At 68.9% G+C, this 26,427-nt stretch carries 21 protein-coding genes and 4 tRNA genes; 13 read left to right on the top strand and 12 right to left on the bottom strand.

Annotation, left to right across the window (positions count from 1 at the left end):
* Positions 1-53: 53 nt before the first annotated feature.
* From ABZ656_RS26740 to ABZ656_RS26730, 3 genes are all read right to left on the bottom strand, one after another.
* Complete coding sequence (locus ABZ656_RS26740; protein WP_360270989.1) at positions 54-2,294, bottom strand: DEAD/DEAH box helicase; 2,241 nt, start codon at positions 2,292-2,294, stop codon at positions 54-56.
* A gap of 347 nt (positions 2,295-2,641) precedes the next feature.
* The gene (locus ABZ656_RS26735; RefSeq protein WP_101404209.1) at positions 2,642-3,163 is read right to left on the bottom strand and encodes a hypothetical protein; all 522 of its coding nucleotides are present in this window, start codon (positions 3,161-3,163) and stop codon (positions 2,642-2,644) included.
* A gap of 171 nt (positions 3,164-3,334) precedes the next feature.
* Positions 3,335-3,685, bottom strand: a complete 351-nt coding sequence (locus ABZ656_RS26730; protein ID WP_067377126.1) for a metallopeptidase family protein — start codon at positions 3,683-3,685, stop codon at positions 3,335-3,337.
* 94 nt (positions 3,686-3,779) lie between these two features.
* Here ABZ656_RS26730 and ABZ656_RS26725 point away from each other — a divergent pair, with 94 nt between their 5' ends.
* The 9 genes from ABZ656_RS26725 (at position 3,780) to ABZ656_RS26685 (ending at position 12,735) form a co-directional block, all read left to right on the top strand.
* Entirely contained in the window at positions 3,780-5,372 is a 1,593-nt protein-coding gene (locus ABZ656_RS26725; RefSeq protein WP_101404207.1) for a metallophosphoesterase, read from the top strand.
* Between the two features lie 80 nt (positions 5,373-5,452).
* Positions 5,453-5,525 (top strand) — tRNA-Glu (locus ABZ656_RS26720).
* Positions 5,526-5,572: 47 nt separating this feature from the next.
* Positions 5,573-5,647: transfer RNA gene (locus ABZ656_RS26715), tRNA-Asp, on the top strand.
* 24 nt (positions 5,648-5,671) lie between these two features.
* Positions 5,672-5,745: transfer RNA gene (locus tag ABZ656_RS26710), tRNA-Phe, on the top strand.
* A 69-nt stretch (positions 5,746-5,814) separates the two neighbouring features.
* Positions 5,815-7,443 carry a hypothetical protein gene (locus tag ABZ656_RS26705; RefSeq protein WP_360270986.1) on the top strand — a complete coding sequence of 543 codons (1,629 nt, stop codon included), beginning with the start codon at positions 5,815-5,817 and terminating at the stop codon, positions 7,441-7,443.
* Positions 7,444-7,601: 158 nt separating this feature from the next.
* Positions 7,602-7,964, top strand: a complete 363-nt coding sequence (locus ABZ656_RS26700; protein ID WP_101404205.1) for a hypothetical protein — start codon at positions 7,602-7,604, stop codon at positions 7,962-7,964.
* Positions 7,965-8,031: 67 nt separating this feature from the next.
* Positions 8,032-12,012 carry an ATP-dependent RNA helicase HrpA gene (gene hrpA, locus ABZ656_RS26695; RefSeq protein WP_360270984.1) on the top strand — a complete coding sequence of 1,327 codons (3,981 nt, stop codon included), beginning with the start codon at positions 8,032-8,034 and terminating at the stop codon, positions 12,010-12,012.
* A 93-nt stretch (positions 12,013-12,105) separates the two neighbouring features.
* Positions 12,106-12,180: transfer RNA gene (locus ABZ656_RS26690), tRNA-Asp, on the top strand.
* Between the two features lie 366 nt (positions 12,181-12,546).
* Entirely contained in the window at positions 12,547-12,735 is a 189-nt protein-coding gene (locus ABZ656_RS26685; protein ID WP_101404203.1) for a DUF6274 family protein, read from the top strand.
* A gap of 449 nt (positions 12,736-13,184) precedes the next feature.
* Here the strand turns inward: ABZ656_RS26685 and bldC are convergent, their stop codons facing one another.
* Together bldC and ABZ656_RS26675 are read right to left on the bottom strand one after the other, a co-directional pair.
* Positions 13,185-13,391 carry a developmental transcriptional regulator BldC gene (gene bldC / locus ABZ656_RS26680; RefSeq protein WP_003949541.1) on the bottom strand — a complete coding sequence of 69 codons (207 nt, stop codon included), beginning with the start codon at positions 13,389-13,391 and terminating at the stop codon, positions 13,185-13,187.
* A 705-nt stretch (positions 13,392-14,096) separates the two neighbouring features.
* Positions 14,097-14,945, bottom strand: coding sequence for a hypothetical protein (locus tag ABZ656_RS26675; RefSeq protein ID WP_360270982.1), 849 nt, complete (start codon positions 14,943-14,945; stop codon positions 14,097-14,099).
* Positions 14,946-15,191: 246 nt separating this feature from the next.
* Between ABZ656_RS26675 and ABZ656_RS26670 the strand changes: the two genes are divergently transcribed.
* Together ABZ656_RS26670 and ABZ656_RS26665 are read left to right on the top strand one after the other, a co-directional pair.
* On the top strand, positions 15,192-16,280 hold the full coding sequence (locus tag ABZ656_RS26670; protein WP_360270980.1) for a Glu/Leu/Phe/Val dehydrogenase dimerization domain-containing protein: 1,089 nt from the start codon (positions 15,192-15,194) through the stop codon (positions 16,278-16,280).
* A 321-nt stretch (positions 16,281-16,601) separates the two neighbouring features.
* Positions 16,602-16,856: a DUF3073 domain-containing protein gene (locus ABZ656_RS26665; RefSeq protein WP_037615441.1), complete on the top strand. Its 255-nt coding sequence runs from the start codon at positions 16,602-16,604 to the stop codon at positions 16,854-16,856.
* 144 nt (positions 16,857-17,000) lie between these two features.
* Here ABZ656_RS26665 and purM read toward each other — a convergent pair whose 3' ends face one another.
* From purM to ABZ656_RS26645, 4 genes are all read right to left on the bottom strand, one after another.
* Positions 17,001-18,101, bottom strand: coding sequence for a phosphoribosylformylglycinamidine cyclo-ligase (gene purM, locus ABZ656_RS26660; RefSeq protein WP_180362430.1), 1,101 nt, complete (start codon positions 18,099-18,101; stop codon positions 17,001-17,003).
* Positions 18,102-18,144: 43 nt separating this feature from the next.
* Positions 18,145-19,671 (bottom strand): amidophosphoribosyltransferase, encoded by a 1,527-nt coding sequence (gene purF, locus ABZ656_RS26655; RefSeq protein ID WP_101404199.1) that lies wholly within the window; start codon positions 19,669-19,671, stop codon positions 18,145-18,147.
* Positions 19,672-19,732: 61 nt separating this feature from the next.
* The gene (locus tag ABZ656_RS26650; RefSeq protein ID WP_360270977.1) at positions 19,733-20,638 is read right to left on the bottom strand and encodes an META domain-containing protein; all 906 of its coding nucleotides are present in this window, start codon (positions 20,636-20,638) and stop codon (positions 19,733-19,735) included.
* 150 nt (positions 20,639-20,788) lie between these two features.
* On the bottom strand, positions 20,789-21,586 hold the full coding sequence (locus ABZ656_RS26645; protein WP_101404197.1) for a maleylpyruvate isomerase family mycothiol-dependent enzyme: 798 nt from the start codon (positions 21,584-21,586) through the stop codon (positions 20,789-20,791).
* Positions 21,587-21,759: 173 nt separating this feature from the next.
* Here ABZ656_RS26645 and ABZ656_RS26640 point away from each other — a divergent pair, with 173 nt between their 5' ends.
* Positions 21,760-22,344: a Uma2 family endonuclease gene (locus tag ABZ656_RS26640; RefSeq protein WP_101404196.1), complete on the top strand. Its 585-nt coding sequence runs from the start codon at positions 21,760-21,762 to the stop codon at positions 22,342-22,344.
* A gap of 68 nt (positions 22,345-22,412) precedes the next feature.
* Here ABZ656_RS26640 and purL read toward each other — a convergent pair whose 3' ends face one another.
* Genes purL through purS form a run of 3 tightly spaced genes read right to left on the bottom strand, consistent with a single transcriptional unit; the run spans position 22,413 to position 25,608 of the window.
* Positions 22,413-24,671, bottom strand: coding sequence for a phosphoribosylformylglycinamidine synthase subunit PurL (purL, locus tag ABZ656_RS26635; protein WP_101404195.1), 2,259 nt, complete (start codon positions 24,669-24,671; stop codon positions 22,413-22,415).
* Positions 24,668-25,348 (bottom strand): phosphoribosylformylglycinamidine synthase subunit PurQ, encoded by a 681-nt coding sequence (purQ, locus tag ABZ656_RS26630; protein ID WP_360270974.1) that lies wholly within the window; start codon positions 25,346-25,348, stop codon positions 24,668-24,670. The genes purL and purQ overlap by 4 nt, the downstream gene beginning before the upstream one ends.
* Positions 25,345-25,608, bottom strand: coding sequence for a phosphoribosylformylglycinamidine synthase subunit PurS (gene purS, locus ABZ656_RS26625; protein WP_005482678.1), 264 nt, complete (start codon positions 25,606-25,608; stop codon positions 25,345-25,347). Before purS ends, purQ begins: the two co-directional genes overlap by 4 nt.
* 361 nt (positions 25,609-25,969) lie before the next feature.
* Between purS and ABZ656_RS26620 the strand changes: the two genes are divergently transcribed.
* Positions 25,970-26,287 (top strand): Lsr2 family protein, encoded by a 318-nt coding sequence (locus tag ABZ656_RS26620; RefSeq protein ID WP_101404193.1) that lies wholly within the window; start codon positions 25,970-25,972, stop codon positions 26,285-26,287.
* Positions 26,288-26,427 lie beyond the last annotated feature (140 nt).

Genomic DNA, 26,427 nt, shown 5'->3' with positions numbered 1-26,427 from the left:
GGGGCCACGGCGTTCAGTCAGCAGTCGCGGACGTCAGCAGACGTCAGCGGACATCAGCCGTTGCGCTTCCAGCGCGGCTTCTCGTCGCGGCGGCCGAAGGAACCGGTGCCGGTACCCGTGCCGGTGCCGGTGCCGCGGTGGTCGTCGCGACGGCCGTACGGGCGGTCGTGGCTGCCGGCGCGGAAACCGCTGGAGGGACGGTTGTCCTGGCGGTCGCGGTTGAAGGGACGGTCGCTGCCACGGTGGCCGCCACGGTCGTCGCGACGCTCGAAGGTACGGCCGGCGGCACCACGGTCGTTGTCCCGACGGAAGCCGGAACCACCGCGGTCGTCACGACGCTCGAACGAACGACCACCACGGTCGTCACGACGGTCACGGTCGAAGCCGCCACGGTCGTCACGACGGTCGTTGTCCCGACGGAAGCCGGAACCACCGCGGTCGTCACGACGCTCGAACGAACGGCCACCACGGTCGTCACGACGGTCGTTGTCCCGACGGAAGCCGGAACCACCACGGTCGTCACGACGCTCGAACGAACGGCCACCACGGTCGTCACGACGGTCGTTGTCCCGACGGAAGCCAGAGCCACCGCGGTCGTCACGACGCTCGAACGAACGGCCACCACGGTCGTCACGACGGTCGTTGTCCCGACGGAAGCCGGAACCACCACGGTCACCGCGGTCGTTGTCGCGACGCTCGTAGTTGCCCCGCTCGTCACGGCGCTGACGCGGCTCGTAGGACGAACGCTCGGCGACGGGCTGCTCGGACACGGCCGGCGTCTCGGCCGGGGCCTCGGCCACCGCCTGCTCCGCCAGGGCCTCCGCGGCTGCGACGACCGCCGCCTCCGGGTCCTCGCCCCGCTCGCGCGCGGCACGGGCCACCAGACGGTCGGCCTCCCCACGCAGCTCGACCGCACGACGCTGCGCGCGCTCCAGCTCCTTGGTGAGCTGCGAGACCTCACGCTCGGCCTGCTGCGCGGCGTCGCCGGCCGACTGGGCCTGGACCTCGGTCATCGACCGGGCGCCGGTGATCTCGGCGACCTCGGGCTCGAAGGCCGTACCGGAGTTGATGATGTGACGCGCGGCGTCGACGCCCGCGTCCTCCATCAGCCGGAAGATCTGACGGCGCTGGTGCGGCAGGGAGAGGGACACCACGGTGCCGCTGCGGCCCGCGCGGGCCGTACGGCCGGAGCGGTGCAGGTAGTCCTTGTGGTCACCGGCCGGGTCCACGTTCAGGACCAGGTCGATGCCGTCGACGTGGATACCGCGGGCGGCGACGTCGGTCGCGACGAGCGCGTTGACGTAACCGTCCTTGAAGTCGGCCAGCGTCCGGGTCCGCGCGCCCTGGGTCATGCCGCCGTGCAGCGCGTCGGCCTTCACACCGGCGTCGCGCAGCTGCTCGGCGATACGGTCGGCGCCCAGCTGAGTGCGGACGAAGATGATCGTGCGGCCCTTGCGGGAGGCGATCGCGGCGGTGACCGGCGCCTTGTCCTTGGGCTTCACGATGAGGATGTGGTGGGACATCGTCGTGACGTTGCCCTGGGCGCTGTCGACCTCGTGCGTGACCGGGTTGGTCAGGTAGCGCTTGACCAGCGTGGAGATCTCGTTCTCCATCGTGGCCGAGAACAGCATCCGCTGGCCGCCGGCCGGGATCTGGTCGAACAGCTCGGTGACCTCGGGCAGGAAGCCCAGGTCGGACATCTGGTCGGCCTCGTCGAGAACAGCCACCTGGACGTTCTCCAGCGAGCAGGCGCCACGGTTGATGATGTCGCGCAGACGGCCCGGGGTGGCGACGAGGACGTCGACGCCGCGCTCCAGGGCGTAGATCTGGTTGCCCATCGACGTACCGCCGCAGACGACCTTCATCTTCAGGCCGAGGACGTCGCCGTAGGGCTGCAGCGCGTCGGCGACCTGCATGGCCAGCTCACGGGTCGGCGTGAGGATGACGGCGCGCGGCTTCTTCTTCTCGGTGTGACCGCCGGCGAGTCGCGCCAGGGTCGGCAGACCGAAGGAGAGGGTCTTGCCGGAGCCGGTGCGGCCACGGCCGAGGATGTCCTTGCCGGCCAGGGCGTCCGGGATGGTCGCGGCCTGGATCGGGAACGGAGTGGTCACACCGTTCTGGGCGAGCTTGCGGACGACGCCCTCGGGGAGGCCGAGGGAGTCGAAGGTGATCTCGGGGGCGGCGTCGACGGTCTCGACCGTCTCCACGGTCTCGACGGCGGCCTGGATGCCCTCGTTGTTGTCGTTCTCGTTGTTCTCGGGCACGACGACGTGATCAGTACTGGAAACAGACATGCGAAATGCGAACCTTCCGGAGTTCTTCGGCACGCGCCCAAACTCCGTGAAGTCGCAATCGACCGCCTCTATGCGGTCCGGCCACGGCAAGGGAGAGTACGCGCCACACGCGGCGCTCTCTGCAATGGCGCCGGGCAAATGGGATCAAACGATCTACCACCATACGCACCCCCAACCCCTGAAGGCAAACTGACCCCCAAAGGGGCAGGTCAGGCACATAGGGGAGGTCTCACGTCTGCTGGCAGGGGTTCCAACACCAGCGGTGGTCGAGCGTATTCCCGCTCCCTCCGCCGACTTTCCCGCCACCTCTCCACCAGTCGGCGCTCCGCCCCTCCCCGCCGCCCCGCTCACGCCGGTTGGCCCGCCCGCGGTGCCGGCTCCCGAACCACCAGCTGCGTGGTCTGCTCATGCGCCGAGGACGAGGGCTCCGCCGTGGTCGGATCGGGCGTCGACGTCGCGGGCGGTGGCGGGGGAGGAGGCGGCGGAGTCGGATCGGACGTGGCATGCGTGGGACTCGGCGCCCCGTTCGACGGCGGGGGCTGCTCCGGCTGTCCCTTGCCGTCCCCCTTGCCCGTCGCCCTGGCGGACGGCTTCGCACCGCCGGAGACCGACGCGGACGCGGACGCCGACCCGGAGGCCGACTCACCGGGCTTGGCGGAGGCACCGCCCTTCGCACCCGTCCCCCCGTGGAACCCGCCACCGCCCCCGCCCCCCGCGGACCCCCCGCCGGAAGCCTGGCCGCCGTGCCGCCCCGCCGAGTGCGCGGGCCCGGGCCGGCCCGCGTCGTCACCCACGCTCATACAGCCGGCGGCGGACGCGACGACGATGACCGTGGCGGCCAGACGGACGGGTACGTACAAGGCGCGCACGGGCAGCCACCTCCGGAGGGGGTCTCCCCTGCTCGGCGAGGCCGAGAGCCTGGGGATGGATCGGGGAGTCCCCCTGCCCAACTCCCGCCGCCCGCAAGAGGACACGCGGGAACATGACACACGTCCCGAGCCCCCGTGGGCGTCAGCCCCCGTCACCCACTCCCCGCTCGCTCACCCGTAGCCGAGCGCGTGCAGCCGTTCGTCATCGATCCCGAAGTGATGCGCGATCTCGTGCACCACGGTGACCTCGGTCTCCGCGACCACGTCCTCCCGCGTCTCGCACATCCGCAGCGTCGGCCCCCGGTAGATCGTGATCCGATCCGGCAGCACCCCCGCGTACCACTCCCCGCGATCGGTCAGGGGAGTTCCCTCGTAGAGCCCGAGCAGCTCGGGATCGGCGGGATCGGGCTCGTCCTCGACGAACACCGCCACGTTGTCCATCAACCGCGTCAGCTCCGGCGGAATCCGGTCCAGCGCCTCGGCGACCAGTTCCTCGAACTCCTCGCGCGTCATCTCCAGCACACGGCCATTGTCCGGTACGACCGCCGCACAGGAGAGTCGACGACAACCCCGTACGCCCCGCATACCCACCCCCGCACTTGGGCATACGGGACCAATGGCCCGCGTCCCCGCTGCCGTCACCACCGCCATATCCGCCGTCACCACCACCCTGACCCGCAAGCACCACACCCTCCGCTCCCGCCACCTCCGCCGCACCCGCCGCTTCCGCCCCGTCACCGAGGAACTCGTCCAACAGCCGAACCCGTACACCCGGGCGCTCGGCCTGCTGGCGGTCGTCCTCCTCGGCGCCTGGCTGGGCCTGCTGATCGTGGGCAATGTGCGCGTCCCGGTCGGCCCCATGAACACCACGATGACCCTGCGCCCCTCGGTCACCGGCGGCACCAAGATCAACGTCTCCCCGCTCGGCGCCCTGGAGCTGAACAGCCACATCGCCCCGGTCCGCCTCGACGTGAACGTCGACCAGCTCGACCCGGTCCGCGCGCAGGCCCTGGTCGACCACCCCGAGCGGCTCTCGGGCCTGCAGGACGAGGTCGCGCACGACGTCGAGCACGGCACACTCGACCTGGCCGTACGGTCCTGCGTCGCGGTCGTGTCGGGCGCCACGGCCCTCGGCCTCGCGGTCTACCGCCGCCCTCGCCGCGCCCTGGCCGCCGGTGGCCTTGCCCTCACCCTGCTCACCGCCTCGGGTGCGACGGCCTTCGCCACCTGGAACCCGAATTCGGTGCTGGAACCGAAGTTCTCGGGACTGCTCTCCTCCGCCCCCTCCCTCGTCGGCAACGCCCGCAGCATCGTCAGCGAATTCAACGTCTACCAGGAGGAGTTGGCACGCCTGGTGACGAACGTGACGAAGCTCTACGACGTCACGTCCACGCTCCCGACGTACGAGCCGGACCCGTCCACCATCCGGGTCCTGCACGTCTCCGACATCCACCTCAACCCCGCGAGCTGGAAGATCATCGCGTCGCTGGTGAAGCAGTACTCGATCAATGTGATCGTCGACTCCGGCGACACCATGGACCACGGAACGTCGGCCGAGAACGGCTTCCTGGACCCCATCCCCGACCTGGGCGCGCCGTACATCTGGGTGCGCGGCAACCACGACAGCCTCGTCACCCAGCGCTACCTGGAACGCCTGAAGAACGTGCACGTCCTGGACGACGGCCGCGCGATCACGGTCGCGGGCCTGCGCTTCGCCGGCATCGGCGACCCCCAGTTCACCCCCGACCGCTCGGTCGCCCCGGGCGGCGACGCGGCGGAGGATCTGGCCGGCGCCCGCCTGGCCTCCGCCCTCCGCGACCAGCGCACGGCAGGCACCCCCGTCGACATCGCCATCGCCCACGAGCCGTCGGCGGCCCGCGGGACGGACGGCGAGGTGCCCCTCGTCCTGGCCGGTCACCTCCACCACGAGCAGATGGAGGTCATGAAGTACGGAACCCGCCTGCGCGTCGAGGGCTCGACGGGCGGCAGCGGCCTGCGCGCGATCGAGGGCAAGTACCCGGACCCCATCGAGGCCTCGGTCCTCTACGTCGACCGCGACACCCGCCGTCTCCAGGCCTGGGACGAGATCAAACTGGGCGGCCTGGGCCTGACGACGGCCGAGGTCAGCCGCCACCTCCCGAAGGAGAACCAACCGGGCGCGCCCCAGTCCTCCTCCCCCTCGCCGACCACCCCCACGACCACCCCGTAAACCGTTTTGGCGATACCTCCCGCCATCCCATATGCTTCTCACGTCCCCGACGCGCTGAGAAGCGCCCAGGCGGGCCGATAGCCCTCATCGTCTAGCGGCCTAGGACGCCGCCCTTTCAAGGCGGTAGCACGGGTTCGAATCCCGTTGGGGGCACGCAACACCGTGTGCGACACTGTTTTACGCGTCGCGCGCAAAAGCTTGGTCCTGTGGAGCAGTTTGGAGTGCTCGCCACCCTGTCAAGGTGGAGGCCGCGGGTTCAAATCCCGTCAGGACCGCTGAGGTTTCTTATGAAACCTCGTGGCTGGGTAGCTCAGTTGGTACGAGCGATCGCCTGAAAAGCGATAGGTCGCCGGTTCGACCCCGGCCCCAGCCACAAGAACGAGAACCCCCTCCGGGTCAACTGGAGGGGGTTTTCGTCGCTCGCGGAGCCTTAGGGGGGTTCTTGAGACATATCGCCAGAGGACTGGTGACGGCCGGCGCCGTCCTGGTCGGCACCCTCGCGATACCCGGCACGGCCCACGCCGCGGGGCCGAACGTCGAGAATGCGTACAGCGACCAGGCCGACTGGTCGGTCCTCGACGTCCGCCTCAACTACAGCGGCTCGGTCGACAAGATCACGGCCAAGCTCCGCCCGGCCGGCAGCGCCGAGTCGGACGCACCGGTGGCCACGATCACCGACTTCACGCGCAAGTACGACTACAGCTCCTGGGACAGCATCTGGGCCTCCCAGCCCATCCACCTGGACACTCTGGGCGACTACACGATCGACATCGAGGCCACGGACTCCTCGGGCGAGACCACCGTCCAGCAGAACGCCGGCACTCTGCGCTACCAGAAGCAGCCCGTCATCACCGGTTACTCGGTCACGCCGACCGAACCGGACATCGAGCACAAGACGGTCACGGCCACCGGTGACATGGCCGTCCGCGACCCCAGCACCCGTGAGACGGTGCCACTGCCCGGCGCCACCGTGGACCTCACGTTCGACGGGAACGACGAGACCACCGCTGTCACGGACGACGCCGGCCACTTCTCCGCCTCCCACGAGGTGGTGAACGGCGGCTGGACCTTCGCCCAGTACAACGGCGACCTGGGCTTCGCCGCCGGCCCTTGGGTAGAGGTCAGGCCGAAGACCGCGCCGACCCGGATCGTCCTGGACAAGAGCAGCCTCCACGTCACCGCGAACGACAAGTTCAACGTCGCCGGAACGCTCCAGTACCAGAGCGGCACGGAGTGGAAGCCGCTGGCCGGCATCGCGCTGCAGATGGACTACAAGGACTGCACCACCTGCAGCCCCGTCCAGTCGACCACCGACGCGAACGGCCGCTTCTCCTTCTCGAAGTACGCGTACGGCAGCAAGGTGGTCTACGAGGTCGGCTTCCCGCCGTACCCGTACAACCCCTTCATCCAGCGCACCACGAAGGCCGACGTCACCGTCGCGGCCACCGCCACGACGAAGTTCACCGAGTTCACGGCGCGACTGGACGAGTACGCGCAGCTGGACGTCACCGGCATCGTCGACCTGGTCGGGCGGGACACCAACGACCGGATCGGCGTCGACATCCAGTACTCGCCCGACGGCAGGACCGGCTGGAGCACCAAGAAGACGGTGCAGACCACCAACGGCTCGCAGTTCATCGTCGAGAAGCTGCCGGGCTACACGGACGGCTACTGGCGGCTGCACTACGCCGGCTCCACCAGCAAGGACATCAAGGGCGGCGTCAGCGGCAGCCTGCGCAGGAACCGCGCCCTCACCCGGATCAAGGACGCCAACGCGTCCCCCGAGCCCGTCTCCAAGGGCCGGACGATCACCGTCAAGGGCGTGCTCCAGGAGCGCAAGGCCGGCACCACCTCCTGGAAGGCGTACGGCGCCAAGAAGGTGGAGATCCTCTTCCGGCCCAAGGGCAAGAAGACCTGGTACCTGATGTCCACCGTCACCACGAAATCGAACGGATCCTTCAGCAAGGGCTTCAAGGCCCAGCAGGACGGCACCTGGGTACCCGTCTTCCTGTATCCCGACAGCAAGCACTTCGTGGGCGACGGCACGGAGGACTACGTCGACGTGCGATGACACCCGCGCGGGCGGCTGAGGAGGGGCGGACCCGAAGGGGTTCGCCCCTTTTCGCGCCGGGACGGGCGCGACCGGTGGCGGGCGGCTCGCTTGGCACCGGCGCTCGGCCGCCGCTATGTTCTGGCCGGTCCAGCAGGTTTCTTCGGGGCGGGGAACACATGAGCGGGAACGTGGCCAGAGTGATTCGGGACACCGAGTTGGAGAAGGACCGGGCCCGGTACGGGCTGTTGGCCGTGGTCGTCAGCATTCTCGCGATCTCGGGCGTCGCGATCTTCGGCGTCTGGCGGCTCGACGGCGACAAGGCCGTGATCGTCGGCGTGCTCACCGCCGCGTTCACCGCGGTGAGCAGCATGACCACCGCCTACCTGGGCATCAAGGCCGTCTCCAACACCGCCCAGTCCATGGCCCGGGGAGACCGTCCCCACCGGGAGTCCGCGCCCGCCGCCACACCGGCGCCCTCTGCCACGCCCGAGCCCGCCCCCGCCGCCTCCCCCGAGCCGCCGGCGCAGCGCACCCCCTGACCTGTCCGCACGCCCCGCCCAAAACCGCTCGCCAGTAATTTCGGCGAGGTGAGATCCTGGACGGCGTATGTCTACGCATCCTGCCCCCGTCCTCGGCGACCTCGCCCCCCGCCTGGCCGAGCTGTCCCTGCGCGACGCGCACCGGCTCGGCCGCAGGCTCGAGGGTGCGCGCCGGATCCGCAAGCCCGAAGCCCGCGCCGCCGTGCTCGCCGAGATCGACGCGGAGGTCACCAAGGCCGAGGCCCGCATGGCCGAGCGCCGCGCCCGCGTGCCCGCCGTCACCTACCCCGAGCAGCTCCCGGTCAGCCAGAAGAAGGCCGACATCGCCGACGCCATACGCGACCACCAGGTCGTCATCGTCGCAGGTGAGACCGGCTCCGGAAAGACCACCCAGATCCCCAAGATCTGTCTCGAACTGGGCCGCGGCGTCCGCGGCATGATCGGCCACACCCAGCCCCGCCGCATCGCCGCCCGCACGGTCGCCGAGCGCGTGGCGGAGGAGCTGGACACCCCTCTCGGCGAGGCCGTCGGCTGGAAGGTCCGCTTCACCGACCAGGTGAACCCGGACGGCACCTTCGTCAAGCTCATGACGGACGGCATCCTGCTCGCCGAGATCCAGACGGACCGCGAGCTGCGCGCGTACGACACGATCATCATCGACGAGGCCCACGAGCGCTCCCTCAACATCGACTTCCTGCTCGGCTACCTCGCCCAGCTGCTCCCCAAGCGCCCGGATCTCAAGGTCGTCATCACCTCGGCCACGATCGACCCGGAGCGCTTCTCCCGCCACTTCGGCGACGCCCCGATCGTCGAGGTCAGCGGCCGTACGTACCCCGTGGAGGTCCGCTACCGCCCGCTCCTCGAAGAGGACGGCGACGACGCCGACCGCGACCAGATCACCGCGATCACGGACGCGGTCGAGGAACTGCAGGCCGAAGGCAAGGGCGACATCCTCGTCTTCCTCTCCGGCGAACGCGAGATCCGCGACACGGCGGACGCACTCACCAAGAAGCAGTACCGCTTCACCGAGGTCCTCCCCCTCTACGCCCGCCTCTCCCACGCGGAGCAGCACCGCGTCTTCCAGCCCCACACCGGCCGCAGGATCGTCCTGGCGACCAACGTCGCCGAGACCTCGCTCACCGTCCCGGGCATCAAGTACGTCATCGACCCGGGCAACGCCCGTATCTCCAGATACAGCCACCGCACCAAGGTCCAGCGCCTGCCCATCGAGCCGGTCTCGCAGGCCAGCGCCAACCAGCGCAAGGGCCGCTGCGGCCGTACGTCGGACGGCATCTGCATCCGCCTGTACTCCGAGGACGACTTCAGCGCCCGCCCGGAGTTCACGGACGCGGAGATCCTCCGTACGAACCTGGCGAGCGTCATCCTCCAAATGACGGCGGCCGGCCTCGGCGACATCGAGAAGTTCCCCTTCATCGACCCGCCGGACCACCGCAACATCCGCGACGGCGTCCAACTCCTCCAGGAACTGGGCGCGCTGGACCCGTCCCAGAAGGACGTACGCAAGCGCCTGACGGAGACCGGCCGCAAGCTCGCCCAGCTCCCCGTCGACCCCCGGCTGGCCCGCATGGTCCTGGAGGCCGACAAGAACGGCTGTGCGCGCGAGGTCATGGTGATCGCCGCGGCGCTCTCCATCCAGGACCCGCGCGAGCGCCCCGCCGACAAGCAGACGCAGGCGGACCAGCAGCACGCCCGCTTCAGGGACGAGACGAGCGACTTCCTCGCCTTCCTCAACCTCTGGCGTTACGTCCGCGAACAACAGAAGGAGCGAGGCTCGTCGGCCTTCCGCCGCATGTGCAAGCAGGAGTACCTGAACTTCCTGCGCATCCGCGAGTGGCAGGACATCTACACCCAGCTGCGCACGGTCGCCAAGCAGATGGGCATCCATCTCAACGAGGACGACGCGGCGGACCAGAGCGTCCATGTCTCCCTCCTCGCCGGCCTGCTCTCGCACGTCGGCATGAAGGACGTGAAGGAGACCGGGGGCGAGAGCGGCGGGCGCAGCACGGGCAAGAACGAGTACCTGGGTGCCCGCAACGCCAAGTTCGCGATCTTCCCTGGCTCGGCCCTCTTCAAGAAGCCCCCGCGTTTCGTGATGTCGGCCGAGCTGGTGGAGACCTCCCGCCTCTGGGCCCGCGTGAACGCCAGGATCGAGCCCGAGTGGGTCGAACCCCTGGCGGAACACCTCCTCAAGCGCACCTACAGCGAACCGCACTGGGAGAAGGACCAGGCGGCCGTGATGGCGTACGAGAAGGTCACTCTCTACGGCGTCCCGATCGTCGCCCAGCGCAAGGTCAACTACGGTCGTATCGACGCCGAGACGAGCCGCGACCTCTTCATCCGCAACGCCCTCGTGGAGGGCGACTGGCGCACGCACCACAAGTTCTTCGCCGACAACCGCAAGCTCCTGACCGAGGTCGAGGAGCTGGAGCACCGTGCCCGCCGCCGGGACATCCTGGTCGACGACGAGACGCTGTTCGACTTCTACGACCAGCGGGTGCCGGCCCACGTCGTGTCCGGCGCGCACTTCGACTCGTGGTGGAAGCACAAGCGCCATGACGAGCCGGAGCTTCTCGACTTCGAGCGCTCGATGCTCATCAACGAGCGAGCCGGTGACGTCAGCAAGGACGACTACCCCGACTCGTGGCGTCAGGGCCGCCTGAAGTTCCGGGTGACCTACCAGTTCGAGCCGGGCGCGGACGCCGACGGCGTCACGGTCCACATCCCGCTCCAGGTCCTGAACCAGGTGACGGACGAGGGCTTCGACTGGCAGATCCCGGGCCTGCGCGAGGAAGTGGTCACCGAGCTCATCCGCTCCCTCCCCAAGCCCATCCGCCGCAACTACGTCCCCGCCCCGAACTTCGCGAAGCGGTTCCTCGACCAGGCCGTGCCCCTTCAGGAGCCGCTGCCGACGACCCTCGCCCGCGAGCTCAAGCGGATGGTCGGCGTGCCGGTCACTGCCGACGACTTCGACTGGTCCCGCGTCCCCGACCATCTGAAGATCACCTTCCGGATCGTCGACGAGCGGCGCCGCAAACTGGCCGAGGACAAGGACCTGGAGACCCTCCAGCTCCAGCTGAAGCCGAAGGCGCGCAAGGCGATCTCGCAGGCCGCGGCGGCGACGGCGGAGCGCGAGGGCGGCGAGTCCCTGGAACGTACGGGCCTCACGGAATGGACGATCGGCACGCTGACGCGCGTCTTCGAGACGCGCCGGGCCGGCCAGCCGGTGAAGGCGTACCCGGCCCTGGTCGACGACGGCCCGACGGCGAACACCGTCTCCGTACGTCTCTTCGACACGGAGGCCGAGCAGGATCAGGCCATGTGGAAGGGCACCCGGCGGCTGATCCTGCGCAACATCCCGGTGAACCCGGGCAAGTTCGCCTCGGACAAGCTCACCAACGCCCAGAAGCTCGCCCTGTCGGCCAACCCGCACGGCTCCGTGCAGGCCCTGTTCGACGACTGTGCGACAGCGGCGGCGGACAAGCTGATCGGCGACTTCGGGGGCCCGGCGTGGGACGAGGAGTCGTACCGGAAGCTGTATGACAAGGTGCGCGCCGAGATCGTCGACACGACGGTCCGGACGGTGGGCCAGGTGCAGCAGGTCCTCGCCGCCTGGCAGGCCTGTGAGCGCCGTCTGAAGGCCACCAGCAGCCCCACCCTGCTGGCAAACCTCACGGACGTACGGACGCAGCTGAACGCCCTGGTGAAGCCCGGCTTCGTCACGGCGACCGGCCTGCGCCGCCTCCCGGACCTGATGCGCTATCTGGTCGCCGCCGACCGCCGCCTTCAGCAGATGCCGACCGGCGTCCAGCGGGACACCACCCGCATGGAGAAGGTCCACGAGATGCAGGACGAGTACGCGTGGCTCCTGGAGCAGTTGCCGCAGGGCCGGCCGGTCCCGCAGCAGGTCCTGGACATCCGCTGGATGATCGAGGAGCTCCGGGTCAGCTATTTCGCCCACGCGCTCGGCACGGCGTACCCGGTCTCCGACAAGCGCATCGTGAAGGCGATCGACGCGGCGGTGCCGTGACGGGACCTGCACGGTGGGTGAGTTCGACCCCGGGCTCGCCCTCCTGTACAGTCTCTTCTCGCAGCACAGCGCAAGAAAGTGACTGCGAAACCTGGTCCTGTGGAGCAGTTTGGAGTGCTCGCCACCCTGTCAAGGTGGAGGCCGCGGGTTCAAATCCCGTCAGGACCGCAGTAGATACGAGAGCCCGGGTCTTCGGACCCGGGCTCTCGTGCGTACGCACTCCACGCAGCCGCTCGAAGTCACGGACCCCTCGCGCATCCGGACTCCCTGACCACCCGCGCGCGGGCCACCCCGCGCGGCCCGAACCCCCGGCAGCGCACGTTCGGGCCCCTGGGCGCGTATCCACAGACTCCTGGCGCCGTACGCCCCTTCACGCGCCTCGTGCGCCCCCACCCCCACACAGCCGCTCCCCAGGCCCTCCCACCGGACGTCGGACGCAGCCCCGCCCGACCGGCGGAGCCTCCCGCACCTTGACGCCGTCACATTCGGCGGGTACCCCGGAATCCAGGGCACTCGACCTCGTGGAGGTGGTCCATGGCGGCGTCCGCTCGGCACGAGACGCGCGCGCTGCTCCGCGCCCATCTGTCGGCCGCCTCCGGGTACCGCCATCTGACGCGGCACTGCCCGATCTGCCACCAGCTCCTGAGACTGGCCATGGAGCCCTCCGCGCACGGCGACGAGGACGAGACGGCGGCCGAGGACGAAACCCCCGCCAAGGCGTGACCCTCGCGCGGGAGGGCACATCCGCCCAACTCCTTTAGCGCAGACGCGCCACAGGCAACAAGGACTCTGGCATGTGACGGGTGTCACCGCATAAGTTTTCAGAAGAGCGGAACTTACACCCCACCTACAACTTGTCAATTTAATATGTGCAATTGCACCACTCTCCGGAGACTCCCACGGGAGATCCGACACCCCTCCCCAGACTCCGACAAGGCCGCTCACAGGCCCACCGCACGACCCCACAGCCGCGCCCCTTCGGCGCCTGAGCAGGGCACAAAAAAATCGCGCTGGACCCGGCGGAGTCCAGCGCGATCGACGACGCACCCTTGTCGCATGTGTAACTGGGTCGGGCGTGAGCCCTGTTGGGGCAGGACCCGCGTCGCTTGGAGCTGTGGTCGGGCGTCTTGACAGGTTGGGGGACCTACCGAATTGCCCGGTTATGCAGTTGTTCAGGCCTCGCTGCGCTGCTGCGGGATACCCGCGAGTAGTGCGCGGACCTCAGCCTCGCGGTAGCGGCGGTGCCCGCCGAGCGTGCGGATGGATGTGAGCTTGCCGGCCTTCGCCCACCGCGTGACCGTCTTGGGGTCGACGCGGAACATCGTGGCGACCTCAGCCGGGGTCAGCAGCGGCTCGGCATCAGGGGTGCGAGCGGTCATGAGCGGCCTCCTCGGGAGAACCGAACCTTCTCGGTTCTTTCCTCTAAATTCTGCACCTTGACCCGCGTTGCCCGAAATGGCGGACGCGAGTCGAGTCGGTTATAGGACGAACGGCTTGTCCTCGGCACTACAACTACACCATCCGTCCAGCCGCGTCGGCCAAACCGATGGAATTGCCCTCCCAGGTGTTCATCAGCGACGGAAGCCGATGGACCATGCCATAGCGGACAGTCACGCCACTGTGACGATCAGTCACAGGACGATCAGGAGTCATCAGACCCCCCATAGCGCGCAATACCGAGATTCCCGCCCAAACATGGACGGATGGAGCCCTCCCCCGGGCTCCTTGTCCTATTTTGGCACGAGGAGGGGCAAGCGATGCAAGAGCCAGGTAAGTGCCATCCGTCACGCTTGGCACATCGTCGACACAAAAGACCGGATCGGGACCTAGGTCCCGCCCTGCGCGATCTTCTCCCGCAGTGAGGGTTCTTCAGCGTGCGAGGACCATACGTCAGTTCGGGCGAACACCAGTGAGAAGCACATCACACTTCTCGTGCGGCCGACCCGCCCCAGCCGGCCCGGGACACTCAGACACCCCACAGCACTCAGACACCCCACAGGACACACAGGTCCCACAGGACACACAGAACCCACGTGACACACAGGACCCATGCGCCCCACAGACCCAAACGCCCTGGACGCCCCTCAGTTCGCCGAGCGCCGGTCCCGGACCGAGCGCCAGCGCTCCACGAGCCGCCCGTACGCCTCGCCCGCCGCCGCCCCGTCCCCGTGACGCAGCGCCTCGATGCCCTTGGCGACGTCTGCCGCCGAGTGGTCGTCCTCGAGGTGCCCGGCCGGCAGGGCGTGCACGAGCCCGCCGTAGTCCAGCTCGACCAGCGAGCGCGGATGGAACTCCTCCAGCCAGCGCCCCACGTCCACCAGCCCATCGATGAGGGGCCCCTCGTCCAGGGTGTCCCGCAGGGTCTTCAGGGCGCGTGCCGTCCGCCGCCGCGCCTGCACCATCGGTGTCCGGTAGCGCAGCACCGGCGCTGCTCCGTCACCGCCCGCCCCCTTCTCGTACCGCCGCTCCTCGTCGGTGACGAGCACGAACCAGTTCAGCGGCACCTGCCAGGTCGAGGTGCGGATCCACGGGCGGGCGTCAGGGTTGCGGGCGAGCCAGCGCTCGTAGTCAAGCGCCGCCTGGCGGCGTACGAGCGGCGGCAGGACCGCGTCCAGGACGGACGCGGGCAGTTCGTCGGCCAGTTCCTCCAGCGCCTGCCAGCCGCGCAGCCGGGTGCGCCAGGGACAGACGCAGAGCACTCCGTCGACGCTCAGCACGAACGCGTCCGCGCTCTCGTGCACCGGCACGGGGATCGGCGGGGTGGGCAGCAGATCGGCCAGCGAGCGGCGCAACTCGTCCTGGTACGACGGACGCTCGGCGCGCCGCGCATAACGCGCCCAGTGGGTGCGCTCCGGCTCCGGGAAGGCGGCCAGCGGTTCGTACACGCGCAGATAGGACGCGTACGGGACGATCACCGAGGACACCTTGGGCACCCCTGCTCCCTCCCCAACGGACCGGACCCGAAACCCGGGCGGGAATCCCGGGCGAGCGGCGCTCGGGCGACCGGGAAATCACTCCAAATCGTCCCACGACCGTGCGGAAACGTACTCCGGGAGGAGGTGATCCTGAACACTGCGCGGATGGCGACCGGGCACAGGCTCTAATCTCATGCCCACGGAAGCCCGCCATCCGCACGGGCACCGTCCACAACCGCCGCTACTTACCTGGGAGTCACCACAGTGACCGACGTAACCGACGGCGTCCTGCACACCCTGTTCCACTCGGACCAGGGGGGTCATGAGCAAGTCGTGCTCTGCCAGGACCGGGCCAGCGGCCTCAAGGCCGTCATCGCCATCCACTCCACCGCTCTGGGCCCCGCCCTCGGCGGTACGCGCTTCTACCCGTACGCGAGTGACGAGGAAGCCGTCGCCGACGCTCTGAACCTCTCGCGCGGGATGTCGTACAAGAACGCCATGGCCGGTCTCGACCACGGCGGCGGCAAGGCCGTGATCATCGGAGACCCCGAGCAGATCAAGAGCGAGGCCCTGCTCCTCGCCTACGGTCGGTTCGTGGCCTCGCTCGGCGGGCGCTACGTCACCGCGTGCGACGTCGGTACGTACGTCGCCGACATGGACGTCGTGGCGCGCGAGTGCCGCTGGACGACGGGCCGCTCGCCCGAGAACGGCGGCGCCGGCGATTCCTCGGTCCTGACCGCCTACGGGGTCTTCCAGGGCATGCGGGCGAGCGCCCAGCACCTGTGGGGCGACCCGACACTGCGCGGCCGCAAGGTCGGCATCGCGGGCGTCGGCAAGGTGGGCCGCCACCTGGTGGACCACCTGCGCGAGGACGGCGCGGAGGTCGTGATCACGGACGTACGCGACGAGTCCGTACGGCAGATCCTGGACAAGCACCCGACGGGCGTCACGGCCGCCACGGACACCGAGGCGCTGATCCGCACCGAGGGCTTGGACATCTACGCCCCCTGCGCGCTGGGCGGGGCGCTGAACGACGCGTCCGTGCCGGTGCTCACCGCGCGGATCGTGTGCGGCGCCGCCAACAACCAGCTCGCGCACCCGGGCGTCGAGAAGGACCTCGCGGACCGCGGGATCCTCTACGCGCCCGACTACGTGGTGAACGCGGGCGGTGTCATCCAGGTCGCCGACGAGCTGCACGGCTTCGACTTCGACCGGTGCAAGGCGAAGGCCACAAAGATCTTCGACACCACGCTGGCCATATTCGCACGTGCGAAGGAGGACGGGATTCCGCCGGCTGCCGCGGCCGACCGGATCGCCGAGCAGCGGATGGCGGAGGCGCGCCACCGCGGATAGCGGAACCTTCCATTCCGTCGCATTCCGCACGTGTCTCGACGCTTGTCAGGGACCCGCCGAGGGGACACTTCGAGAGAACTCTCACTCCCGTCGGCGGGTCGTCCGCCAAGAAGAGGTTAAAATCGCGGTTGACCAGCGAGGACAGGGCACCTCGCAGGTTCTGGGCCTAGGCGCGTCCTGCGGGCGACGTACCGTATGGGCGCGGGCTCAGGTACCGTGGAAGCCCTACGGACCGGTCTCTCCACGGAGAGCCCGTTCCAGATCATGAACGCGTGTCAAGACTCTGGGGCCACCGAGCCCCGTATCCGAGGGGGTCGAGCCATGGGGCGCGGCCGGGCAAAGGCCAAGCAGACGAAGGTCGCCCGCCAGCTGAAGTACAGCAGCGGCGGGACTGACCTCTCGCGTCTGGCCAATGAGCTGGGCGCTTCGACTTCGAGCCAGCCGCCGAATGGCGAGCCGTTCGAGGACGACGACGAGGAAGACGACCCGTACGCCCAGTACGCGGATCTCTACAACGACGACGATGAGGATGAGGACGACCAGTCCGGTCCGCAGTCTCAACGTCGCGGCGCTTGACGCACCAGCGTCCCTCGCGGTTTCCGCGATCTCTCGTAGCAGTAGCGGTGAGTAGATCTCTGTTGGCGGATTTCTCGTAGCAACCGCACTTCACCCGGTCCGGGGCCTCAACGCCGGACCGGGTTTCGTGCTGCCCCGAGGGCCTCAGCTCGCGTAGTCGCCGATCAGGGCCGCGCCCGTCGCGTGCTCGCCGCGCTCGGTGATCTCACCGGCGATCCAGGCGTCCACGCCGCGGTCCGCGAGGGTGGCCACCGCCACGTCCGCCGATTCCTCGGGGACGATCGCGATCATGCCCACGCCCATGTTCAGCGTCTTCTCCAGCTCCAGACGCTCGACATTGCCGGTCCTGCCGACGAGGTCGAAGACCGGGGCCGGGGTCCAGGTCTCGCGGTCCACGATCGCGTGCAGCCCGTCCGGGATCACCCGGGCCAGGTTGGCCGCGAGCCCGCCGCCGGTGATGTGGCTGAAGGCGTGCACCTCGGTGGTCTTCGTCAGCGCCAGGCAGTCCAGCGAGTAGATCTTGGTGGGCTCCAGGAGCTCCTCGCCGAGCGAGCGGCCGAACTCCTCGACGTGCTGGTCCAGGCTGAGGTTCGCCCGGTCGAAGAGGACGTGCCGGACGAGGGAGTACCCGTTCGAGTGAAGACCGGAGGCCGCCATGGCGATCACCGCGTCACCCGTACGGATACGATCCGGGCCGAGCAGCCGGTCGGCCTCCACCACGCCCGTACCGGCGCCCGCGACGTCGAAGTCGTCCGGACCGAGCAGGCCCGGGTGTTCGGCCGTCTCGCCGCCCACCAGGGCGCAGCCCGCGAGCACACAGCCCTCGGCGATGCCCTTCACGATGGCCGCCACGCGCTCCGGGTGGACCTTGCCGACGCAGATGTAGTCGGTCATGAAGAGCGGCTCGGCGCCGCACACCACGATGTCGTCCATGACCATCGCGACCAGGTCGTGGCCGATGGTGTCGTACACGCCGAGCTGCCGGGCGAGGTCGACCTTGGTGCCCACGCCGTCCGTGGCGGAGGCGAGCAGCGGGCGCTCGTAGCGCTTGAGGGCGGAGGCGTCGAAGAGGCCGGCGAAGCCGCCGAGGCCGCCGAGGACCTCGGGGCGCTGCGTCTTCTTCACCCACTCCTTCATCAGCTCTACGGCGCGGTCGCCCGCTTCGATGTCGACGCCGGCAGCCGCGTAGGAAGCACCGGAAGCAGTGCCCGTCGCCGGAGGTGACTGATCAGACACAGAAGACATTGCCTGGGATCTTTCGGGTTGGTGAAACGGGGCTCTGCGGCGCTTACGGGCGACGGATGGCGTCAGCCGCGGCCGTGGCTGCGGGACCCGCGGCCAGCTCGGTCTCCAGAAGCTGCTTGCCGAGCAGCTCGGGGTCGGGAAGCTCCATCGGGTACTCGCCGTCGAAGCAGGCGCGGCACAGGTTCGGCTTGGCGATGGTGGTCGCCTCGATCATGCCGTCGATGGAGATGTACGAGAGGGAGTCGGCGCCGAGCGAGGTGCCGATCTCCTCGATGCTCATGCCGTTGGCGATCAGCTCGGCGCGGGTCGCGAAGTCGATGCCGAAGAAGCAGGGCCACTTCACGGGGGGAGAGGAGATCCGGATGTGGACTTCCGCCGCACCCGCCTCGCGGAGCATGCGCACCAGGGCCCGCTGGGTGTTGCCGCGCACGATCGAGTCGTCGACGACGACCAGGCGCTTGCCCTTGATGACTTCCTTCAAGGGGTTCAGCTTCAGACGGATGCCCAGCTGGCGGATGGTCTGTGAAGGCTGGATGAAGGTCCGGCCGACGTACGCGTTCTTGACCAGGCCGGCGCCGAACGGGATGCCGCTGGCCTCCGCGTAACCGATCGCGGCGGGCGTCCCGGACTCCGGAGTCGCTATCACCAGATCAGCCTCGACAGGGGCTTCCTTGGCGAGCTTGCGGCCCATCTCGACACGCGAGAGGTACACGTTCCGGCCGGCGATGTCCGTGTCGGGACGGGCCAGGTACACGTACTCGAAGACACAGCCCTTGGGCTTCGCTTCCGCGAATCGGGACGTACGCAGGCCGTTCTCGTCGATGGCGACGAACTCGCCCGGCTCGATCTCACGGACGTAGGCCGCGCCGCAGATGTCGAGGGCGGCGGACTCGGAGGCGACGACCCAGCCGCGCTCCAGACGGCCGAGGACCAGCGGGCGGATGCCCTGCGGGTCGCGGGCCGCGTACAGGGTGTGCTCGTTCATGAAGACGAGGCTGAAGGCGCCCTTGACCTGCGGGAGGACCTTCGCGGAGGCCTCTTCGACGGTCAGCGGCTTGCCGTCGTCGTCGACCTGGGCCGCGAGGAGCGCGGTGAGCAGGTCGGTGTCGTTGGTGGCGGCCACGCGGGTGGTGCGGCCGTCCTGCTTGGGGAGGTCGGCGACCATCTCGGCGAGCTGCGCCGTGTTCACGAGGTTGCCGTTGTGGCCGAGCGCGATGGAGCCGTGCGCGGTGGCACGGAACGTCGGCTGGGCGTTTTCCCACACGGAGGCGCCGGTGGTCGAGTAGCGGGCGTGACCGACCGCGATGTGACCTTGGAGCGAACCGAGCGAGGTCTCGTCGAAGACCTGGGACACGAGGCCCATGTCCTTGAAGACGAGGATCTGGGAGCCGTTGCTCACCGCGATTCCCGCGGATTCCTGGCCCCGATGCTGGAGGGCGTAGAGCCCGAAGTAAGTGAGCTTGGCGACCTCTTCACCCGGGGCCCAGACTCCGAAGACGCCGCAAGCGTCCTGGGGGCCTTTCTCGCCGGGGAGCAGATCATGATTGAGTCGACCGTCACCACGTGGCACGCCACCGAGTGTAGGCGAGATCGACCACTGGTCCGAATTGGGGATACGGATCTTTGACGGATCACTCGTCGGCGACGGCTTGGAGGGTTTTACCGTTTGCGCTGGTCAGCGCGATGGCTCGGTGGTTCAACTCGTATCCGACCGTGCTGTCGAAGAAACCCAGCAGGGTCCTCTCGGTGTCCATGAGTGAGCCGTCGCACATCATCCGGGTGGTCCTGGCGGTCCCGAGGGTGATATGTCCGTCGCGGACGGTGGCCCTGGCGGTGACCTGGTTGCAGCCGAGGCGGCCGGAAAGGGTGCCCTTCGCCTTGTCGAGGGTGAAGTGGGCGTCGGCCCCCTCGGGAAGGGACTGGGCCACGGCACCGTCCCCGAGTGACATGACCGTCCACTTCGTGCCGTACAGGGGCGCGTCCGGCTCCTTGGTCAGATTGACGCGGTCGCCGCCGTCGGTGGTGAGCGTCAGCCTGTCGCCCTTGACCTCGCTGGTGAACGTGCCGTCGACGAAGGCGCGGCTGAGGCTCTGCTCGAAGCTCATGGGGTCCTTCTGGCAGCCCATGTCGGTCGCCTCGATCTTCCCGAAGTCGACACGGTCACCCTTGAGGGTGACGGTCGAGCCGAAAGTGTTGCAACCGAGGTTGCCGCTGACGCGACCGTCTTCGCCGATCCGCAGATACGCGCTGTCCGGCGCCTGCCGGGTCCGGCCGTGCGTGGTGAGGGTGTCGACACTCCAGTGAACGCCGGTGACCGGCGACGATCCGCTCCCCACGGAACCGCCGCCCGCCGTCTCGGTGCCGCAGGCCACGGCGAGCGGAAGCAGGGTCAGGACGCTGAGGGTCAGTCGCTGCTTGTCCATGACGGTGTGACGGGAGGGGTGGGGTGGCCGGTTCCCCTCCGGGGCGGTGCGGGTGGAGTCAGCGGTGAGGTCGGCGGGTGGAGCCCAACGGGTGGAGCCGGCGGTGGAGCCCAACGGGCGGAGCCGGCGGTGGAGCCCAACGGGCGGAGCCGGCGGTGGAGCCCAACGGGTGGAGCCGGCGGTGGAGCCCAACGGGCGGAGCCGGCGGTGGAGCCCAACGGGTGGAGCCGGCGGTGGAGCCGGCGGTGGAGTCAGCGGGTGGGCTCAGCCCATCAGGGGCAGCAGTCCCCCGAGGTCGGCCCGCTCACCGCTCGCGCTGACCTTCGCCTCGTCCAGCGCGGTCTTCCACTCCGTACGTCCCGTCGCCAGCCGGATCCAGGTCAGCGGGTCGGTCTCCACGACGTTCGGCGGTGTGCCCCGGGTGTGCCGGGGGCCCTCCACGCACTGCACGACGGCGTACGGCGGGATCCGCACCTCCGTCGACGCGCCGGGCGCCTTCACGGCGAGCGCGTCGGCGAGCAGCCGGGTGCACGCGGCGAGGGCCTGGCGGTCGAGGGGGATGTCGAAACCCGGCACGGCGGCGTTCAGGTCGTCGGTGTGGACGACGAGTTCTACGGTGCGGGTGACGACACAGTCCGCCAGCGGCATCGCGCCCGCGCTGGTGGCGAGCAGCCGGGTGCCGGGGTGGGCGTCGAGGTGGGCCGTGAAGTCCCGCTCCACGTCGGCCAGGAAGGCCACCAGGTCGGGGTGCTCCTCGGCCAGTCGGTGGGCTGTGTCCGCGATGGCCCCGGAGTTGGCGGAGGTCGCGAACGGCCAGTCGAGGACCGTGGCGTCCCGCTTTACGGGCTCCGGCTTGTCGAGGAGCCGGGTGACACCTTCGAGAGTCGTGCCGACGTGCGCGACCAGTTCACGCACCGTCCAGTCCCCCAGCCGGGTGGGCAGCGCGAGCCGCTCGGGCGTGAGGACGCGGACGGCCTCCCGTATGTGCCCGAACTGTGCGAGAACCGCGGCGCGCGTCTTGGCGGGATCGTACGTCCGTATGCGCTTCTTGACCGGGGGCATGGAGGTGAGCCTATGTCTCACGGTGCTCGTTCAGGCCCAGCGCACGGTCCACCAGGACACGAGGCCGGGTCAGAAGACCAGGGGCAATGACCCGTGAGTGTGATCGACGGCCAAAACCGCCCCGCACTGCCGGACCCGGACAACGCTGGCCTTCGCCTGGAAGGAAGTGCAACATGACGGTTATGGCCGAGCACACGTCTCAGATGTCGGTGGAGGAGTTCGAAACGATCGCCTCCGCCGCTCCCGAGACCGTCACGTTGGAGTTCATCAACGGACGGATCGGAGTCAAGAAGGTGACGGACGGAGACCACAACACCATCGTGACCTGGCTGGCCCGACGCTGTATGCAGACCAGGCCTGACCTGGACCTGTATCAGGGCCAAGGGCTCCGCGTGGAGACGTACCGAGAGGGCAGGGCGAAACCGGATGCGGTGCTCGCGCCCGAAGCCCACTTCGCGGGACACGGCGAGTGGGCCGACCCTGCCGGGACGCTCTTGGTCGTCGAGGTCACCTCGTACGACTCGGACACCGACCGGCGAGACCGGCACGAGAAGCCCGCCGCATACGGCCAGTCCGGAATTCCCTTGTACCTCCTGATCGACCGGGACTCCTGCACGGTCACGGTGCACAGCACTCCGGACCGGAAGGTCGGAGGCTACCGCGACATCCACACCGCGAAGTTCGGTGAGAGGGTGCTCATCCCTGACCCGATCGGCATCGAACTCGACACGGAGATCCTCAAGAACTACGTCCGATGAGTCGAGGAAGGCCCCGCCCGGAAACGTGACTCCGGGCGGGGCCTTCCTCGTCGTACGACCGGCGACGGTCAGGCGAGGAGCGCCGGGATGGTCCCCTCGTGCGCCTCGCGCAGCTCAGCCAGCGGGAGTGCGAACTCGCCCTGGACCTCGACCGCGTCTCCGTCCACGACACCGATACGGGTGACGGGCAGACCCCGCGCACCGCACATGTCGTTGAAGCGGAGCTCCTCCGAGCGCGGGACGGCGACGACCGCGCGGCCCGCCGACTCCGAGAAGAGGAAGGTGAAGGCGTCGAGACCGTCGGGGACGACCAGCCGGGCGCCCTTGCCGCCGAGCAGTGCCGACTCGACCACGGCCTGGATCAGACCGCCGTCGGACAGGTCGTGCGCCGAGTCGATCATGCCGTCGCGGGAGGCGGAGATGAGGATCTCGCCGAGGAGGCGTTCGCGCTCCAGGTCGACCTTCGGGGGCAGGCCCCCGAGGTGGTCGTGGACGACCTGCGACCAGGCCGAACCGCCGAACTCCTCACGGGTGTCACCGAGCAGGTAGAGGAGCTGGCCCTCTTCCTGGAAGGCGACCGGCGTGCGCCGGGCGACGTCGTCGATGACGCCCAGCACGGCCACGACCGGGGTCGGGTGGATGGCGGCCTCGCCCGTCTGGTTGTAGAGCGAGACGTTGCCGCCGGTCACCGGGGTGCCCAGCTGCTGGCAGGCGTCGGCGAGACCGCGGATGGCCTCGGCGAACTGCCACATGACGGCCGGGTCCTCGGGCGAGCCGAAGTTCAGGCAGTCGGAGACGGCGAGCGGCTTGGCGCCGGTCGTCGCGACATTGCGGTAGGCCTCGGAGAGGGCGAGCTGTGCGCCGGCGTACGGGTCCAGCTTGGCGTAGCGGCCGTTGCCGTCCGTGGCGATGGCGACGCCGAGCCCGGTCTCCTCGTCGATGCGGATCATGCCCGAGTCCTCGGGCTGCGCCAGCACCGTGTTGCCCTGCACGAAGTGGTCGTACTGGGAGGTGATCCAGGACTTGGAGGCCTGGTTCGGCGAGCTCACGAGCTTGAGGACCTGGTCCTTGAGCTCCTCGCTGGTCGCCGGACGCGGCAGCTTGTTCGCGTCGTCGGCCTGGAGGGCGTCCTGCCACTCGGGGCGGGCGTAGGGGCGCTCGTAGACCGGGCCGTCGTGGGCGACCGTGCGCGGGTCGACGTCGACGATCTTGCCGCCGTGCCAGTAGATCTCCAGACGGTCGCCGTCGGTGACCTCACCGATGACGGTGGCGATGACGTCCCACTTGTCGCAGATCTCCAGGAACCGGTCGACCTTCTCCGGCTCGACGACCGCGCACATGCGTTCCTGCGACTCGCTCATGAGGATTTCCTCGGGAGAGAGAGTCGAGTCCCGCAGCGGTACGTCGTCCAGGGTGACGCGCATGCCGCCGGAGCCGTTGGAGGCCAGCTCGGAGGTGGCACAGGACAGACCGGCCGCGCCGAGGTCCTGGATGCCGACGACCAGCTTCTCGGCGAAGGCCTCGAGCGTGCACTCGATGAGCAGCTTCTCCTGGAAGGGGTCGCCGACCTGGACCGCGGGGCGCTTCGACGGCTTGGCGTCGTCGAAGGTCTCACTCGCCAGGATGGAGGCGCCGCCGATGCCGTCGCCGCCCGTGCGGGCCCCGTAGAGGATGACCTTGTTGCCGGTGCCGGACGCCTTCGCGAGGTGGATGTCCTCGTGCTTCATGACACCGATGGCACCGGCGTTGACGAGGGGGTTGCCCTGGTAGCAGGCGTCGAAGACGACCTCGCCGCCGATGTTGGGCAGACCGAGACAGTTGCCGTAACCGCCGATGCCCGCGACGACGCCCGGCAGCACGCGCTTGGTGTCGGGGTGGTCGGCGGCGCCGAAGCGCAGCGGGTCGACGACCGCGACCGGGCGGGCGCCCATCGCGATGATGTCGCGCACGATGCCGCCGACGCCGGTGGCCGCTCCCTGGTAGGGCTCGACGTACGACGGGTGGTTGTGCGACTCGACCTTGAAGGTGACGGCGTAGCCCTGGCCGACGTCGACGACACCGGCGTTCTCGCCGATACCGACGAGCAGGGCGTCGGACTGCGGGGCCTTCTCACCGAACTGGCGGAGGTGGACCTTCGAGGACTTGTACGAGCAGTGCTCGGACCACATGACGGAGTACATGGCGAGCTCGGCGCCGGTGGGCCGGCGGCCGAGGATCTCGACGACGCGCTCGTACTCGTCCTTCTTCAGGCCCAGTTCGGCCCAGGGCAGCTCGACGTCGGGGGTCGCGGCCGCGTTCTCGACCGTGTCCAGAGGCGTGCGGCTCATGCGTTGACCAGCTTCTTGAGGATCGAGGTGAAGAAGGGGAGGCCGTCGGTACGGCCGGACCCGACCAGGGTCTCGACGGCGTGCTCGGGGTGCGGCATGAGACCGACCACGTTCCCGGCCTCGTTCGTGATGCCCGCGATGTCCCGGAGGGAGCCATTGGGGTTGAAGTCGACGTAACGGAAGACGACCCGGCCCTCCGCCTCCAGCATGTCGAGCGTGTGCTCGTCGGCGACGTACCGCCCGTCCATGTTCTTCAGCGGGATGTGGATCTCCTGGCCGGACTCGTAGTCGGCCGTCCAGGACGTCTCCGCGTTCTCCACCCGCAGCTTCTGGTCGCGGCAGATGAAGTGGAGGTGGTTGTTGCCGAGCATCGCGCCGGGGAGAAGGTGCGCCTCGGTGAGGACCTGGAAGCCGTTGCAGATGCCGAGGACGGGCATTCCGGACTTCGCCTGCTCGATCACGCTCTCCATCACGGGCGAGAAGCGCGAGATGGCACCGGCCCGGAGATAGTCGCCGTACGAGAAACCGCCGGGCAGCACCACGGCGTCGACCTGCTTGAGGTCCTTGTCCTTGTGCCAGAGGGCGACGGGTTCGGCACCGGCGAGCTTGATCGCACGCTGCGTGTCCCGGTCGTCGAGGCTGCCGGGAAAGGTGACGACTCCAATACGAGCGGTCACTTTCCTGCCTCCGCGACTTCCTCGACCTTGACGGTGAAGTCCTCGATCACGGTGTTGGCGAGGAAGGATTCCGCCAGTTCATGGATGCGGGCGAGCGCGGCGTCGTCCACCGGTCCGTCCACTTCCAGTTCGAATCGCTTTCCCTGACGTACGTCGGAGACACCCTCGAAACCGAGGCGCGGCAGTGCACGCTGCACCGCCTGGCCCTGGGGGTCGAGGATCTCCGGCTTGAGCATGACGTCGACTACGACGCGTGCCACTGGCACTCCCGGTGTGTGGTGCTGAGCAGGTCGCTTCAGACTACCCGCACAAAATTTCTACTCGCGTAGATTCGTAGAATCCTACGTGAGCCCGATCACGATCCCGCATCGACGCGGGGGCCTGCACGGAAAATCCTGGGAAAAATCGCAGAAGAGCGGCGGGGCCCCATTACCTTCGGACACGCGGAAGGTTTTAGTCGGGCTTCACAATGCAATGCCCGGCACTGTACAAAGGAATTGGCAATAGCCGATACTTTGCCCAATAACAGCCGGACAGTCGACATCTCCCCGACAACTCCGTGGCGTCCACGCACGTCATGGGGTGTGATCGCAGAGGTGCCGCACGAAGGGACCGATATTCGTGGCGCAACGTGTCGTGGTCACTCTCTTTGACGACATCGACGGCTCGGAAGCGGCGGAGACGATCGCCTTCGGACTCGACGGCAAGTCGTACGAGATCGACCTCAATCCAACCAATGCCAAGAAACTGCGTAAGGCCCTCGCGCCCTACCTCGAGGCCGGCCGCAAGCAGTCGAAGTCCGGGAAGGCGTACACGCACACCGCGTTGACCCCCGACCCGGCCGCCGTCCGCGCCTGGGCCCGCTCCAACAAGCTGGACGTCCCCCCGCGCGGCCGCATCCCCAAGAAGGTCTACGAGGCGTTCGCCGAGGCGCACTGAACCCGAGGCTCCGGCGGATGGCTCGCCGGGCTCCCGCTCCGGCCGGCCCGCCGGGGCTTCGGTGTCACCGGCCTCCTCGGCGGCCCGGCCCCGCTCCGTGTAGGCCTTGAACAGGGCCTGCATGTCCGCGACCAGCTCGG

Source organism: Streptomyces sp. NPDC007095, from assembly GCF_040634475.1.
GTDB lineage: Bacteria > Actinomycetota > Actinomycetes > Streptomycetales > Streptomycetaceae > Streptomyces.
The sequence above is the reverse complement of the archived record's forward strand: the minus strand, read 5'-3'. Positions and strand labels throughout refer to the sequence as shown.